Consider the following 15,907-nt stretch of genomic DNA (forward strand, 5'->3'; position numbering starts at 1 on the left):
GTATTATATATCTCGCTGGCACCAATTGTGTATTGATTTAGATCAAATTACAACAAAAAACCTTAAATATATTCAGGCTATTTTATTGAGCTAGGTCAACTAAGCCGCATATTTATTGGTGTTTAACTAATATTTTATCAATTAAAAAAAAATTGAATGGATCATTTGTAGTAAAATTACATCAAAATGACGGGTGATACTCACGTAACCTCGCGGAAAATGTGCGCTTGCCCCGATCAATCTGTAAGCGCTGACGTTGATAAATAACGTACAATCCGTGCTTAAATTGCAAACCTTCAGAGTAGGAAAAAGATGAAATTAATTGGTGCGCACGTATCCGCTGCTGGCGGTGTGCACAACTCTCCAGAGAATGCCAACAAGATCGGCGCCAATGCCTTTGCCTTGTTTACCAAGAACCAGCGCCAGTGGGCGGCCAAGCCGTTGGAGCAAGATGTGATCACCGCGTTCAAGGCCCGTTGCCAGCAATACGGGTTTTCCCCGGATGCGATCCTGCCCCACGATTCGTACCTGATAAACCTTGGTGCGCCAGAGAGTGAGAAGCTGGAAAAATCACGCAATGCGTTTATTGATGAAATGGCCCGCTGCGAGCAGTTGGGCTTGCACCTGCTCAATTTCCACCCGGGCAGCCATTTGAAGAAAATCCCTGAGGATCAATGCCTGTCCCTGATTGCTGAGTCTATCAATATGGCACACCAAGCCGTGCCGAATGTGGTAGCAGTGATCGAAAACACGGCCGGGCAAGGGAGCAACCTCGGTTGGCGGTTCGAGCAACTAGCCAGCATTATTGAACAGGTTGAGGACAAGTCGCGGGTAGGTGTGTGTATTGATACCTGCCATGCGTTTGCCGCCGGGTATGATCTGCGCAGTGAAACCGCGACGGACAACACCTTTGCTGAATTTGACCAAGTTGTCGGGATGCAATACCTACGTGGTATGCACCTCAATGATTCGAAGGGCGGCCTAGGTAGCCACCTTGACCGCCACCACAGCCTGGGTGAGGGGGAAATAGGTTGGGATTGCTTCCGCTACCTGATGCAAGATAGCCGCTTCGACAATATCCCGTTGGTGCTGGAAACCATCAACCCCGATATCTGGCAGCAGGAAATTGCCACATTGCGGTCGTTTGTCCCTGAATCATTGGCGGTGGCCCAGTAGCTTGCACCGAGGTCTGGACGTGTATGATTTGTCCTACAATGGGGCAAGTTTCACCAAGGTTGGGCGGCGGAAAAATGGGCGACTTTCTGGGTTTGCAATTAAAGTTTTGATAAATAATGCTTTTTAACTCTTCGTCAATGTTGGCACTAAGTTTTCATATCTTTATCCAGTGGTTTAGCAAATAGGGTAGGGAAAATGATGAACAGTGAAATGATGATGTTGAGTTACGGTATCTCACGGCTGCCGCAGGCCCACCGCCATATTCAGGGCCGTGGCCATTGGCGAACGCCTGTCACTCCCAAGGCGCGCTACCAAGTCGAATAGTCCTGCACGCTTTCTTCTTCTGCTAATGAAATGCCCCCTCCCGTGCTTTGGCCGGTAGGGGGCTTTGTTTTCTCAGCCAAACCCATACAATGGGCACCAAAATGAGATTGAGGAGCAGAGAAATGAGCCCGGTATTGAGCTGGCAAGATGTGATTGATGCAGAGCGCCAGAAACCCTACTTCCAACAGGTTGAACAGCATGTTGCCGCCGAACGTGCTACGGGCAAGGTGATCTACCCACCACAGGAAGATGTCTTCAATGCGCTGGAAGCGACCCCGTTATCGGAGGTCAAAGTGGTGATCCTCGGACAGGATCCCTACCACGGCCCCGATCAGGCGCACGGTTTGAGCTTCTCGGTCCGCCCAGGCGTGAAGATCCCGCCATCCCTAGCCAACATGTACAAGGAGCTAGTAACGGATATTGATGGGTTTACCCCGCCATCCCATGGCTACCTGCAAAGCTGGGCCGAGCAAGGGGTATTGCTGCTAAATACGGTGTTGACGGTGGAGCAGGGCAATGCCCATTCACACGCAAAAATAGGCTGGGAGACGTTTACCGACCGTTTGATTGAGGTTATTGATCAGCATTGTGAGGGCGTGGTTTTTCTGCTGTGGGGAGCGCATGCCCAGAAGAAAGGCAAGAAAATCGATACTGAGCGGCACCATGTACTGCGTTCCGCTCACCCATCCCCCCTGTCTGCATACAGAGGCTTCTTTGGCGGTAAACATTTCTCACAGACAAATCAGCTATTAAACCAGATGAATAAGCCGGCAATAAATTGGTTACTGGAAGATTAATCTTTAATTGTCAAAATGTGCAGGTAATGTAAATTATCTGCACATTAAATAACCAGGATCAAGGTGTGTTTTTCCATCCCTACTTACACTTTTAGTAATGGAGATGACTGGGAGGTTTACGCAATGATGCTGGACGATATTCACACTGAACATGGTTATATATGCCGACTGCTGAAGATACTTCAACAGAAGCTGACTGCAATACGCAACGGGCAAGAGGTCGACTATGGCCTGATCAAAGATATTGTTGATTACCTGCAGAATCATGCCGAGTGTTGCCACCATCCGAAAGAAGATGTGCTTTACCACTATTATCAACAGCACTATGCCGAGCATGTCGGTGAAGTTGAAAGCCTGGAAAAAGAGCATGAAGAGCTGGCAAGGCTGACCCAGGAGTTCGCCGATACGGTCGAGATGATATTGATGGATGCGGTGATCCCGCTTGATGTGTTTGCCGATAAGCTCAATGCTTTTGTTGTCCGCCAGTATGCTCATTTGGAGTTCGAGGAAAAACATATCCTTCCCCTTATCCGCAAGCACTTTACCCAGGATGATTGGCTGGCAGTATCACAGCAGTATGAAGAATGCGATTGTGACCCGTTATTTGGTGTTCAGGTCACCGATCGTTACCGTAACCTTGCGGAGCGGCTACAAGCTTAGCGATCCGTGTATATTGATATATAAAGAAAGAGCCGGCATAGGCCGGCTCTTTAGTTGATCATTGCTTGTTGATTCAGAAATCAAGATCGTCGTCTGATAAATCCTTGAACATGTCAATATCAGCCAATTCACGGCGCAGTCTTTGCCTGTCTTTCAGCGCTTCAATTTCACGCCACTTGCGTTTTACAGGCTTGCTCCGGGAACCACGTCTTGGTGTTTCAGTTGCAAGAATGTCATCGAATGCATAGCTGTCCATAGAGCACCTCTTCCTTACAATCGGTCCTAATTAAATATCATAGCAAGCCACAAAATAAAATTGATGTGTTTCGCAAATGTTACCCATTGATGAAGTTTTGATGTGCGTAAGATCGCAATGTCAAACTGGTTGTATAAAAAACCATCAAGAGAGTCGTTGCAATGGGGTGTGAGAATGGGATGAAAAAGCAGAATATCGGCCCTAAATTCGCCAGCAAAATGCCAGATAAGCAATATTCATGGCTAGGATATTGATTTTTGCTGGTTATCTTTGCATGATCATCAGCCATCTGCAGTTATACCAAACAAGGTCCTGTCAGCAGGTGGTGCTTTCCTTATGCCTCTTGTTAACATCATGCCAACAAAATAGCTGCGTCAGAGAGCGGTCTGTGGATGCAGGAATATCCTCCGCTGTCTTTTGCCACATAATAAAACTAAGGTTGTAGTAACTGTTTTGCTTACCCGGCAGATTCACGCCAGGTTGGCAGGCGGGCTGTGCCGATATTTTCTGTTTACGGTCAATGGGGCCGGTAATCAGCTTATTATTGATTTCTAGAGGGGTAGACGTGTCAAGTCAGATTAACTTTTTGAACGATCTGTTATGGGGCTCCGTGCTCATTTATTTGCTGATTGGCGTTGGCGTGTTCTTTACCTACCGGTTGGGATTCATTCAGTTCCGTCACTTCGGTCACATGTTCAGCGTCATGAAGAACAGCCGTAAGTCGGACAAATCGGGTATTTCATCGTTTCAGGCGCTGTGCACCAGTTTGGCTGCCCGTGTTGGTACCGGCAACATGGCTGGTGTGGCTGTTGCCCTTACCCTTGGTGGCCCGGGAGCTATTTTCTGGATGTGGCTGATTGCCATGTTGGGAATGGCAACGGCTTTTGCCGAGAGTGCCCTGGCCCAGCTCTATAAAACCCGTGATGATGACGGTAACTACCGTGGTGGCCCGGCTTACTATATGGAAAAGGGCCTCGGCATGCGCTGGATGGGGGTGGTGTTCTCCATTTTCCTGATTATCGCCTTTGGCTTGGTGTTTAACTCGGTACAGGCCAACTCAATCACCCAGGCAATGAATGTCGCCTTTGGCTGGAATCCGGCTTACGTTGGTGTCGTGCTGGTGGTGATGGCGGGTGTCATTATCTTTGGTGGCCTGCGTGCCATTGCCCGCACTGCAGAAATTTTGGTGCCGGCCATGGCACTGTGTTACCTATTGCTGGCCCTGTTTATCATGTTTACCAACCTTGGCAAACTGCCTGAGGTGCTGGGTTTGATCTTCCGCAGTGCGTTTGGCCTTGAAGAAGCGGCATCGGGCGCCTTGGGTTACACCATTGCCCAGGGAATGATAAATGGCCTCAAGCGCGGCTTGTTCTCCAATGAAGCCGGTATGGGCTCTGCACCTAATGCTGCGGCCTCGGCAACACCGTACCCACCGCACCCTGCTTCTCAGGGCTATGTCCAGATGCTGGGTGTGTTCATGGACACGATTGTGATTTGTTCGGCAACCGTGGCCATTATCCTGATGTCGGGCGAGTATGTGCCGCACAGTGAGATCACCGGTATTGAATTGACCCAGCGAGCCCTGAGCTCTCAGGTCGGTGGCTGGGGCGCTATCTTCATTGCCGTTGCTATCTTCTTCTTTGCCTTTACCTCATTGGTGGCGAATTACTCGTATGCCGAGACCAACCTGATCTTCCTTGAGCATAACCACAAGGCAGGCTTGACCGTGTTCCGTATTGTCGTGCTGGGTATGGTGATGTTCGGTGCCGTGGCCGATTTGCCGACCGTCTGGGCAATGGCGGATGTGTCGATGGGGATGATGGCGATTATCAACTTGATTGCGATTGTGCTGCTGTCCGGCACGGTAGTGAAGTTGGCTCGGGACTACAATCTCCAGCTTAAACAGGGCAGGGTACCGACCTTCGACAGTAAGGATTACCCTGAACTGCATGCCCAGTTGGAAGAAGGGATTTGGGATCAGCCGAAAAAGGATTGATAGCCAAGAGCCGCTTGGGTTGGTAGATCCCAACCATCGAATTTAGCGATAACAATAATAGAAAAGACCACGCGTACAACGCGTGGTTTTTTTCTGTCAGGCTGTTAACATCTTAGCTATATAAGATCAAAAGGAAGCTTCCCATGTTAATTGTGGTTTCACCGGCAAAAACACTTGATTACGACTCTCCGTTGGCGACAGAAACCTTTACCCAGCCAGAGTTGACTGACCACTCGGCTGAGTTGATTGAGGTCTGCCGTGAGCTGACGCCAGCGCAGATCGCCAGCCTGATGAAGGTAAGCGATAAAATCGCCGGTTTGAACGCAGCTCGTTTTGCCGAGTGGCAGCCAGAATTTACAACGGAAAATGCCCGCCAGGCGATTTTGGCCTTTAAGGGGGATGTGTATACCGGTTTAGCCGCTGAAACCATGGACGATGCACAGTTTGCCTATGCGCAGCAGCATCTGAGAATGCTATCTGGCCTCTATGGCCTGCTGCGCCCGCTCGATTTGATGCAGCCGTACCGCCTCGAGATGGGTACCAAACTGGATAACCCACGTGGTACCAATCTATACCAATTCTGGGGCAGCATCATTACCGATAAGGTCAACCAGGCACTTGCCGAGCAGGGTGACGACATCCTGATCAACCTGGCTTCGAATGAGTACTTCAAGGCGGTGAAACCCAAGCAGGTGGCCGGTAAGATCATTACCCCGGTATTCAAAGACTGCAAGAACGGCACCTACAAGGTGATCAGCTTCTATGCCAAAAAGGCCCGTGGCATGATGGCGCGCTACATTATTGATAACCAAGTGGATTCAGTTGAGAAGCTGCAGCAGTTCGATACTGCCGGATACTATTTTGTGCCGGCTGAGTCGACAGCTACCGAGTTGGTATTCAAGCGCGAAGAGCAATAAGCGCGAAAGCAATATCGTCGTCGGAATAAAAAGCGGGCTGGTAGATACCAGCCCGCTTTGTTTGTCCTTGCGGTAAAAAGCCTTACTTCTTGGCTTTCTTCTTTTTCACTGCCGCTTTCTTTTTCGGATCTTTTTTCTTCTTCTTTTTCACCGTAGCTGGCTTTTTGTGTTGTGGGCGCATGCCTTCAACAAAGCGCTCAGCGACTTCTTCTTTCATGTAACGGCCGACACGTTCAATCATTGCCTGATCGTGTGCCTCAATCAAAGAAACGGCTGTCCCTTTCTTACCTGCGCGGGCAGTACGGCCAATACGGTGTAGGTAGACATCGGCGGTGCGCGGCATATCGAAGTTGATCACGTGGCTGATGTCCGGCAGGTCGATACCACGGGCTGCAACGTCAGTGGCTAGCATGATGTTCACTTCACCCTCGCGGAAACGGCGAATGGTGTTGTTACGTGATGCCTGGGCCATCTCACCCTGGATCCAGCAACATGGGATCTGCATTGCCGCCAGCTGGTCGCGCAGGGTGGCAAGGCGCTCGCGGGTCTTGACGAAAATGATGGTGCGCTCGGCTTCGCCTTTGAGGATGTTTTCCAGCAATGCCAACTTGTGGGCCATATCATCACAGCGGTGGTAGTACTGGTGGATCTTCTTACGCTCGCGGCGTGGCGGCTCGGCATTGACTTCAACCGGCTCGTTCAAAATGGTGTTGGAGAAGTCACGGACACCCTTGCCTTCCAGTGTTGCTGAGAACAGCAAGCTTTGGCGACGCCAGCGACATTCGTTGTGAATACGCTCCACCGCTTTGCCGAAGCCCATGTCCAGCATGCGGTCAGCTTCGTCGAGGATCAGGCATTCGATGGCACGGCAGTCAAAGCGCTCGCTTTCGATGTACTCCATCAAACGGCCCGGTGTCGCTACCACGATATCCTGGGTTTTACCCAGTAGCTCAGCATGCTCGTCGTAGGAGATCCCGCCAGTGATAGTGAACACCTTCAGTTGGGTGTGCTTGGCCAGCGCGCGCGCCTGATCGGCAACCTGGATAGCCAGTTCGCGGGTCGGGGTCAGGACCAATACGCGTGCAGGTCCCGGCTTCTTGCGCGGGAAATCCTGCAGGTGCTGGATCATCGGCAGAAGAAATGCTGCGGTTTTTCCGGTACCGGTAGGAGCGGACGCCAGAACATCACGGCCATCCAGCGCGTGCGGGATCGCCTCGGCCTGGATCACGGTTGGGCGATCGTAGCCGATATCTTCAATGGCCTGCAGCAGCTCGCTATCTAATTCTAATTCGGAAAAGTCTCTCACCAGTCATTTCTCCTTGGGAACTCAGGGGTATCTTCCGCCTATCGGGGAAGCCTATAGAGCACGTGCAAAATACATAAGGGGCGGCATTATAGAGATAATTGCCGCAACGATCACCGATAAAAGTACAAAAACTTCCGCTAATCGCCAAACCGAATGCTGCAGCCCCGCTACATTTTCAAGTAAAACGCCTTGGTCAGGGCAATAAATGCCTCGCTGTACCCGCTGCTTTGGTGGATCACCAACTGTTCGTTTTGTTGTTCTGATGGGCTTGCGGTCAAAGCGATCAGAAGCCGGGCAGGGGCTTTACGTTCGGTGGTTTTGATTGCGCAGACCCGTTGGCAGTATAGCTGGTGGGCGCGGGCAGATTCGATCAACTGCTCGCCTTCATAAACCGGCAGGATCAGGCTGGCAGTGCCCGTTGGGGCCAGCAGGTGGCTAATGGCTGCCAATAAGTCATGGTGCGACAGGGTATCGGTGTGGCGCGCTGTTGCCCGGGATTGGCAGCCAGCTTGTTCGCCATGGTTGAAGTAGGGCGGGTTGCATACAATCGCTGCAACACTGCCCGCCGGCTGCTGGCTAGCCCAGCCCTGCACGCTCTGGTGTGCTAACTCGATACGCGACGGCCACGGGGAGTCGGTGAAGTTTTTCTGCGCCGCTGCTGCTGCCCCGCTGTCGATTTCAATGGCGGTAATAGGGTTGCCGCTACCGGCTGTGCGCTGCGCACTCATCAGCGCGAGCAGGCCACTACCGGTGCCAATATCGAGGATCTGGCCCGAAGCGGGCAGCGCTGCCCAGGCGCCGAGCATGACACCATCGGTGCTGACGGGCATGCCGCAGCCATGATCGTTGACGTGGAATTGTTTGAAGGTGAACCCTTTTGCCATGGTGTTGCAGGACCTTGTTGTATTTTTGACCATGGCATTATAGCCCGCCCGAACTGAAATGCAGAATGGTAACCTTCTGTTGAATAGATGTTGCATAGTTATTAATTCTGTTTGTTATCTTTTTTATAATTAGCTTTTATTGGTTTTATGTTTCGGTATTGATTTTTGTTTTGGTGGCATATGCTGGTTTTTGAGTTTTAAGGCCAAAGATTATAGTGTTTTTCACTATGATATTGCTTGTTGAGTACTTTTTCGTCATTATGCTGCGAGCAAGGTCACATTCAGGTAATCCTTTTATGTGGCCAAAAAAATAACAAAAGTTACAAATACAGCAGACATAACAAAGAGTGGAAGGTGCAGTTTGAAAAAGTCACTCAGTTTTACCGATATCATGGCGTTAGGTTTTATGACCTTCGCTTTCTTCCTTGGCGCCGGCAATATCATATTCCCGCCGCAAGCAGGCCAGCAGGCCGGTGACCACCTCGTTCCGGCGATGTTCGGGTTCCTGTCAACCGGTGTTACTTTACCGCTTGTTGCCATTATTGCCGTTGCTGTTGCTGGCGGCTGGAAAGGCATGACCCAGGATTTACCGTCTAAAGTCGCGACATTGCTCGCCGTTTTGATTTTTATCGTGATCGGCCCAGCTTTTGCCGCCCCGCGTGCCGGTTTGGTGGCCTATGAAATGGGCGTGAAGCCATTCATTGCCGATGCAGGACAGCTTAGCCTAACTATTTTCTCTATTGTCTTTTTTGGCATTGCGATGTTCCTGTCCCGTTCACGCGGCAACCTTGTCGATATGGTCGGTAAATTCCTGACGCCGATCTTGTTCATTGCCTTGGTCGCACTGGCTGTGAGCGTTGTTGCTAACCCGCAGGATGCGATTGAAGCGGCACGTGGTGATTACATCGATATGCCTTTCCTTAAAGGTTTCGTCGAAGGGTACAACACCCTGGATGCGGTTGCGGCGTTGCTGTTTGGTATGGTGATTGTCGATGCGGTACGCAGCAAAGGCGTGACCGATGAGACGGCAACCCGCAAATACCTGGTGATGGCAGGCCTTATTGCGGCTGCTGGCCTGGCGTTTGTCTACATCTCCCTATTCTACTTGGGCGCAACCAGTGTGAATATCGCAGCCAATGCGTCAAACGGTGGTGATATCCTGGCGATTTACGTTGCGGCACTGTTTGGCCCTGCCGGCCAGATGATGCTGTCACTGATTGTTTTGCTGGCGTGCTTGACCACTGTAGTGGGATTGATCAGTGCGTGTTCTGAATACTTCTCTTCATTGACAAGCTGGTCTTACGAAAAGTGGGCCGTGGTATTGTCAGTAACCTGCTGTGTGGTGGCTAACGTTGGCTTGAACCAGCTGATTGTGCTGTCCCTACCTGCTTTGTTCGCCCTGTACCCAATTGCGATGGCACTGGTGATCCTGACCTTTATCCGCCGTTGGTTGCCAAACCCTGCACTGTCCTACCGTGTAGTTATGTTGGTGGCACTGTCTTTCAGCATGATTGATGCGGCCAAGGTTGCAGGTTTCAATGTTTCGGCCTTCCGTGTATTGCCACTGTTTGACTATGGCATGGCGTGGTTGATGCCAACCTTCGCGGCATTGGTAGTGACTTACTTTGTTGGCTCGCAGAAAGCGGTTAAGCAAGAACAGCAAGAAGGCCAAACGGTGTAACCGTCAAAATGCCTTGAAGCATGTAGCAAAAAGGGATGCCTCGGCATCCCTTTTGTCTTTTTGTCTTTTTGTCTTTGTGCGCGTGCCCAGTGCAAGGCAGTACCGCGGTAGCGTTACAGCGTTTCGCTGTACTCGGTAAGGATTTGCTCGCACCAGGTAGTGATACGGTCGTCGCTCAGTTCGTACTGGCTGTCTTCATCCAGTGCCAGGCCAACAAATAGCTTGCCGTCATCGGTCAAGGCCTTTGACGCTTCGAATTCATAGCCTTCGTTAGGCCAGTAGCCGACAAACTGGGCACCAGTAGGCAGCAGTTTTTCGTGCAGCATGCCCATCGCATCGAGGAACCACTCGGTGTAGCCTTCCTGATCACCAAGGCCGAACAGGGCGACAGTTTTGCCCTCCAGGCTCAGGCCGTCCAGTTGCTCCCATACGGCTTCCCAATCTTCCTGTAACTCACCGAAATCCCAGGTTGAAATCCCCAGGATCAGCATGTCGTACTGGTTCATCGCAGTGATGTCTGCTTCTTTGATATTATGTAAATCAACCAGTTCGGCACCGATGCAGTCGCGGATTTTCTCCGAGGCCATTTCGGTATAGCAGGTGGTTGAGCCGTAGAATAAGCCAATCTTCATGCTGCTTGTCCAATGTGTAACGAATAAATGATAGGGGATTCTACCTACCTTGGACGGTCTTGACTATTTCTGAGTGATTGAGTCAGAAATTCCTGTTGCAGACATGCTGGTTCGTTACATTTGCAGGGAAATCGTCTACCATTGAGTACTGTGTATTTATCCATGTGTTTTATGGGCAATGCTTCATGAGCTTTTGTTCATGGCTATTGGCCTGAAACGAACACCGAGGTTGTAGTGGAAAACGATGAAGTGATCATCGAGCGGTTTCTCGATGCGATGTGGATGGAGCGGGGGTTATCTGAAAATACCCTGATGTCCTACCGCAATGATCTGAAAAAGCTGGAAAACTGGCTCAAAGACCAAAGCCTGACTCTAGAAAAGGTGTCGATCGACGATCTACAGCGCTACCAGCAGTGGTTGTTTGATGCCGATTATAAACAGACGTCTCGAGCCCGGATGGCATCGGCTATCCGCCGTTTGTTCCAGTACTTGAACCGGGAAAAGGTGCGCGAGGATGATCCCAGTGCCATGCTGGTTAGCCCCAAGCTACCTAAGCGCCTGCCGAAGGATATTACCGAAGAGCAGGTCGATGCCTTGCTGTCGGCTCCCGATCCCAATGATCCGATAGAACTCCGTGACAAGGCAATGCTGGAGTTGCTCTATGCTACCGGATTGCGTGTTACTGAGTTGGTGAGCTTGACGATGGAAAATGTCAGCCTGCGCCAAGGGGTGGTTCGCGTGATTGGTAAAGGTAATAAGGAGCGTTTGGTGCCGATGGGGGAAGATGCCATCGATTGGATTGAACAATTCCTGCAAAGCGGCCGCCCACAGTTGCTAGGGGAGAAAAGCTCCGATGTGGTCTTCCCGAGCAAACGTGCCAAACAGATGACCCGCCAAACATTCTGGCACCGGATCAAGCATTATGCCGTCAAGGCGGGTATCGATGGCGATACCTTGTCACCGCACGTGATGCGCCATGCCTTTGCGACCCATTTACTCAATTACGGTGCAGACCTTCGGGTCGTACAGATGCTACTCGGCCACAGCGATTTATCGACCACCCAGATCTACACCCACGTTGCGACTGAGCGACTCAAGCAGCTTCATGAGACGCACCACCCACGTGCTTAGGTGGGTTTGTACCAGTTTTGCAATATAGGTCAGCCTGCATCTGCTTGATACTTGGGTATATACTAAAAGGGTTGAGATATTTTGCGGAATGTGAAATTTTTTTGCACTACAAGGGTCATATAGTTCACCAGTAGTGAAGGGTGCTGGCGGTACGCGTCACAGTCCGGCACAAACTTATTATTTTAAAGGAAAGAGTCGCATGCACTTTTTGGGTCGTACATTACTTGCAACCGCAGTGGCAATGACAGCCTTCACGGCATCAGCCAAGCCAGATGAAGCAGCAATTACCAGCAAGTTGAGCAAGCTGGGATTGGTGCCGGTTACTATCAGTGCTTCGCCACTACCAGGGCTCAATGAAGTCGTGACAGAGCGTGGTATTGTCTATGTTTCTGATGATGGTGGCTATTTCTTGGCGGGTCATTTGTATCAGGCAACAGGCGCCGAGCCGGTGAACCTAACCGAGCAGAAGATGGCTAAACTGAACAAGGCTAAACTGCAAGGCATGGAAGATGAGATGATCGTCTATCCTGCTAAAGACGAAAAATATGTGGTGACCGTCTTCACCGATACCAGCTGTGGCTACTGCCGCAAGCTACACAGCGAAATGCAGGCGTATAACGATGCCGGTATCACCATTCGCTACCTTGCGTTCCCGCGTGGCGGCGAGCGCTCGCGCAACTTTGGTGAGATGGGGGCTATCTGGGGAGCCAAAGATCCTGCCAAGGCGATGGATCAGGCCAAAGGAGGTTCCTTCAACCCAACGGGCATCGAACAGCAGGGCGACCTGGTAATGAAGCATTACCAATTGGGTGTTGAGATGGGCGTTTCTGGAACCCCTGCGATGATCCTAGAAGATGGCACCATGCTACCGGGTTACCAGCCAGCGCCAATGTTACGCCAGATGTTGGATAACCGCAGCTAAATCGACTTTATCTCTCGATAAATGGTCTTAAAGCCCTGGTATTACCGGGGCTTTTTTATGGCCGAATTTCTATTGCCCGCTCTGGTCCAGCGCCTATAATGGCAAGATGCGCATATGCCAAAGTCTCCTTTAACTTATCCCTGCCGAATAGATAATTCTAATGATTGAAATTAAACGCCGCCCAGAAGCCGACACCAGCCAATTTAGCGAAGCGACCCCTCCCATTTTGCAGCGGATCTATGCCGCCCGGGGGATTAGCAGCGAAGCAGAGCTAGAGCGTGGAGTGCGTGGCCTGCTGGGGTATAACCAGTTGCATGGCATCGAGCCTGCGGTGACGTTGCTCAAACAGGCACTGGCTGAGCAACGCCGTATTATCGTAGTGGGTGATTTCGATGCCGATGGGGCAACCAGTTCGGCGTTGTCGGTGCTGGCATTACGCATGCTTGGCAGCCGTAATGTCGATTACCTGGTGCCTAACCGTTTCGATGATGGCTATGGCCTGAGCCCAGAGGTGGTAGAGCAAGCCGCGGAGCGGGGTGCCGAGCTGATCATGACGGTGGATAACGGTGTGTCCTCTATTTCAGGGGTGGCGGCAGCGAAAGAGCGCGGGATGCAGGTGCTGGTGACCGACCACCACTTGCCGGGAGATACCCTGCCGGAAGCGGACGCGATCGTTAACCCGAACCTGCATGAATGTGATTTTCCGTCTAAGTCCCTATGCGGTGTGGGCGTGGCTTTTTACCTGATGCTGGCTGTTCGGGCATCGCTGCGAGAGGACGACTGGTTTGCCGAGCAAGGCTTGCCAGAGCCTAACCTGGCCGAGCTGCTAGACTTGGTTGCCTTGGGTACAGTGGCTGATGTCGTGGCGCTGGACGGCAACAACCGAATTTTGGTCCACCAAGGTCTGCAGCGTATCCGCGCGGGTAAGTGCCGGCCAGGGATCCGCGCCTTGATTGAAGTGGCTAACCGCGATCCAGCCCGTTTGGTGGCAACGGATTTGGGGTTCGCCTTGGGGCCGAGGATCAATGCTGCCGGGCGCTTGGACGATATGTCCTTTGGGGTTGAGTTGTTGCTGTGTGACAACATCCAGGCCGCACGCCGGATGGCTACCGAACTGGATGCCTTGAACCAAACCCGCAAGGAAATCGAACAGGGTATGAAGGAAGAAGCGGTCGCGATTTGCGAGCGCCTCAAGTTCAACCAGCAGGATATGCCTTATGGTTTAGCCCTGTTCCAGCGTGATTGGCACCAGGGGGTAATCGGTATTCTGGCTTCGAGGATCAAGGAGCAGTACCACCGCCCGGTCATTGCCTTTGCTGATGCGGGGAATGGCGAAATTAAAGGGTCCTGCCGCTCGATCCCCGGCTTGCACATGCGCGATGTCCTTGATCTGATAGATACCCAGAACCCGGGGATGATCCTCAAGTTTGGTGGCCACGCCATGGCGGCAGGGTTGACTATTCCCGAATCCAAGCTCGAGGCATTCAGCCAGGCGTTTGATCAGGCCGTGCGCGCCGAGCTCGACGAAGATGCCTTGCGTGGCGTATTGCTCAGCGATGGTGAGCTGATGCCACAGGAGCTCAACTTGCAGACGGCAGAAGTATTGCGTGCAGGTGGGCCGTGGGGACAGCAGTTCCCTGAGCCGATGTTCGATGGCCGGTTCCGTTTGTTGCACCAGAAGTTAGTGGGTAGCAAGCATTTGAAGATGATGCTCGAGCCGCTGGCTGGTGGCAGTGTGATTGATGCTATCGCATTTAATGTGGATGTCCGCCGTTGGCCGGATGCCTCGGTTCAGCAAGTAGAGTTGGCCTATCGCCTCGATGTCAACGAGTTCCGCGGTAATCGTAGTGCACAACTGTTGGTGGAGCATATCACGGCGCTCTAGCCTGTTCTCGGCTGTTTTTAACCTGAGATATCATCTGAACTGGCAGGCCAAATAGGCCTTGTCAGTCCTCCTGTGACGGGGAAGCTTATTGAAATATGGCTTCTCTGTTATCGGCGGCTTTTTTGTGATCGGGTTAATAAAATAAATTCACCCTTTCCCTTCCCTTTTCCCTGTATATTCTATCTACAATTCGATAGAATCCTCCGGTTATGTCCATTTCGGCTATGAAGAGTGGCAATGTTCGAGATTAATCCTATTAAAAACCGACTTGAGGATGTATCAGCGCGTACTGACATCCTTAGGGGGTACCTTTGACTATGATGCCAAGAAAGAGCGTCTAGAAGAGGTCAATGCAGAATTAGAGCAACCTGATGTATGGAACGAGCCAGAGCGCGCACAGGCGCTGGGTAAAGAACGTTCATCATTGGAAGCGATTGTTGATACCATCGATCAGTTGGACCAAGGCGTTGAAGACGTTGAAGGCCTGCTAGAGCTGGCGGTGGAAGAAGAAGACCAAGAGACGTTCGACGAGATTGAACCAGAACTCGCTGAGCTAGAGGGCAAACTGGCCAAGCTTGAGTTCCGTCGTATGTTCTCTGGCGATCACGATAGCTCTGACTGCTACATCGACCTGCAGGCAGGTTCGGGCGGTACAGAAGCACAGGACTGGACATCTATGATGCTCCGCATGTACCTGCGCTGGGCGGAAGCCAAAGGCTTCAAGACCGAAGTGATCGAAGTATCAGAAGGTGATGTGGCTGGCCTGAAGTCGGCAACAGTCCGTATCAGCGGTGAGTACGCTTACGGCTGGTTGCGTACCGAAACCGGTGTACACCGCCTGGTACGTAAGTCACCATTTGATTCAGGCGGCCGCCGCCATACGTCTTTCTCTTCTGCGTTTATCTACCCGGAAGTGGACGACAATATCGATATCGATATTAACCCTTCTGATCTGCGTATTGACGTATACCGTGCCTCGGGTGCCGGTGGTCAGCACGTTAACACCACCGAATCGGCGGTACGTATTACCCACGTGCCAACCAATACCGTGGTGCAGTGTCAGAACGACCGTTCTCAGCACAAGAACAAAGATCAGGCGATGAAACAGTTGAAAGCAAAACTGTTCGAGCTTGAGATGCAGAAGCAGAATGCTGAGAAGCAGGCCAACGAAGACGCCAAGTCTGACATTGGCTGGGGTAGCCAGATCCGTTCTTACGTGCTGGATGACTCCCGTATCAAAGATTTACGTACCGGGGTGGAAAATCGTAACACCCAGGCCGTACTTGACGGCGATTTAGACCGTTTTATTGAAGCCAGCCTGAAATCAGGTCTGTAACCGA

General features: G+C 51.4%; 15 protein-coding genes. 11 read left to right on the forward strand and 4 right to left on the reverse strand.

Annotated features, from left to right (window positions below):
• Positions 1-312: 312 nt before the first annotated feature.
• The 4 genes from nfo (at position 313) to BIZ37_RS17310 (ending at position 2,957) form a co-directional block, all read left to right on the forward strand.
• Complete coding sequence (gene nfo / locus BIZ37_RS17300) at positions 313-1,176, forward strand: deoxyribonuclease IV (RefSeq protein WP_187462542.1); 864 nt, start codon at positions 313-315, stop codon at positions 1,174-1,176.
• Positions 1,177-1,371: 195 nt separating this feature from the next.
• Entirely contained in the window at positions 1,372-1,500 is a 129-nt protein-coding gene (locus BIZ37_RS30490) for a hypothetical protein (RefSeq protein WP_255526797.1), read from the forward strand.
• A gap of 122 nt (positions 1,501-1,622) precedes the next feature.
• Entirely contained in the window at positions 1,623-2,297 is a 675-nt protein-coding gene (ung, locus tag BIZ37_RS17305; protein ID WP_187462543.1) for a uracil-DNA glycosylase, read from the forward strand.
• Positions 2,298-2,420: 123 nt separating this feature from the next.
• Positions 2,421-2,957, forward strand: coding sequence for a hemerythrin domain-containing protein (locus BIZ37_RS17310; RefSeq protein WP_107300388.1), 537 nt, complete (start codon positions 2,421-2,423; stop codon positions 2,955-2,957).
• A 73-nt stretch (positions 2,958-3,030) separates the two neighbouring features.
• Here the strand turns inward: BIZ37_RS17310 and BIZ37_RS17315 are convergent, their stop codons facing one another.
• A complete protein-coding gene (locus tag BIZ37_RS17315) occupies positions 3,031-3,213 on the reverse strand; it encodes a DUF3545 family protein (protein ID WP_039467101.1) in 183 nt (60 codons plus the stop codon).
• A 565-nt stretch (positions 3,214-3,778) separates the two neighbouring features.
• Between BIZ37_RS17315 and BIZ37_RS17320 the strand changes: the two genes are divergently transcribed.
• Complete coding sequence (locus BIZ37_RS17320) at positions 3,779-5,209, forward strand: sodium:alanine symporter family protein (protein WP_107300387.1); 1,431 nt, start codon at positions 3,779-3,781, stop codon at positions 5,207-5,209.
• 143 nt (positions 5,210-5,352) lie between these two features.
• Positions 5,353-6,126, forward strand: coding sequence for a peroxide stress protein YaaA (gene yaaA, locus BIZ37_RS17325; RefSeq protein ID WP_187462544.1), 774 nt, complete (start codon positions 5,353-5,355; stop codon positions 6,124-6,126).
• Positions 6,127-6,208: 82 nt separating this feature from the next.
• Here yaaA and srmB read toward each other — a convergent pair whose 3' ends face one another.
• Both srmB and BIZ37_RS17335 read right to left on the reverse strand, forming a co-directional pair.
• Positions 6,209-7,432: an ATP-dependent RNA helicase SrmB gene (srmB, locus tag BIZ37_RS17330; protein WP_107300385.1), complete on the reverse strand. Its 1,224-nt coding sequence runs from the start codon at positions 7,430-7,432 to the stop codon at positions 6,209-6,211.
• 167 nt (positions 7,433-7,599) lie between these two features.
• On the reverse strand, positions 7,600-8,316 hold the full coding sequence (locus tag BIZ37_RS17335; RefSeq protein ID WP_187462545.1) for a tRNA1(Val) (adenine(37)-N6)-methyltransferase: 717 nt from the start codon (positions 8,314-8,316) through the stop codon (positions 7,600-7,602).
• Positions 8,317-8,677: 361 nt separating this feature from the next.
• Between BIZ37_RS17335 and brnQ the strand changes: the two genes are divergently transcribed.
• Positions 8,678-9,997 carry a branched-chain amino acid transport system II carrier protein gene (brnQ, locus tag BIZ37_RS17340; protein WP_187462546.1) on the forward strand — a complete coding sequence of 440 codons (1,320 nt, stop codon included), beginning with the start codon at positions 8,678-8,680 and terminating at the stop codon, positions 9,995-9,997.
• Positions 9,998-10,110: 113 nt separating this feature from the next.
• Here the strand turns inward: brnQ and fldB are convergent, their stop codons facing one another.
• Positions 10,111-10,629, reverse strand: a complete 519-nt coding sequence (gene fldB / locus BIZ37_RS17345; protein ID WP_107300382.1) for a flavodoxin FldB — start codon at positions 10,627-10,629, stop codon at positions 10,111-10,113.
• Positions 10,630-10,863: 234 nt separating this feature from the next.
• Here fldB and xerD point away from each other — a divergent pair, with 234 nt between their 5' ends.
• From xerD to prfB, 4 genes are all read left to right on the forward strand, one after another.
• Complete coding sequence (xerD, locus tag BIZ37_RS17350; protein ID WP_187462547.1) at positions 10,864-11,760, forward strand: site-specific tyrosine recombinase XerD; 897 nt, start codon at positions 10,864-10,866, stop codon at positions 11,758-11,760.
• A gap of 199 nt (positions 11,761-11,959) precedes the next feature.
• Positions 11,960-12,682 carry a bifunctional protein-disulfide isomerase/oxidoreductase DsbC gene (gene dsbC, locus BIZ37_RS17355; RefSeq protein WP_187462548.1) on the forward strand — a complete coding sequence of 241 codons (723 nt, stop codon included), beginning with the start codon at positions 11,960-11,962 and terminating at the stop codon, positions 12,680-12,682.
• Between the two features lie 160 nt (positions 12,683-12,842).
• The gene (gene recJ, locus BIZ37_RS17360) at positions 12,843-14,567 is read left to right on the forward strand and encodes a single-stranded-DNA-specific exonuclease RecJ (RefSeq protein WP_187462549.1); all 1,725 of its coding nucleotides are present in this window, start codon (positions 12,843-12,845) and stop codon (positions 14,565-14,567) included.
• Between the two features lie 237 nt (positions 14,568-14,804).
• A protein-coding gene (prfB, locus tag BIZ37_RS17365) for a peptide chain release factor 2 (protein WP_107300378.1) occupies positions 14,805-15,903 on the forward strand; the annotation gives its coding sequence in 2 pieces (ribosomal slippage) (positions 14,805-14,879 and positions 14,881-15,903; 1,098 coding nt in all).
• Positions 15,904-15,907 lie beyond the last annotated feature (4 nt).

Origin of the sequence: Photobacterium sp. BZF1 (assembly GCF_014349205.1) — a bacterium.
Lineage (GTDB): Bacteria > Pseudomonadota > Gammaproteobacteria > Enterobacterales > Vibrionaceae > Photobacterium.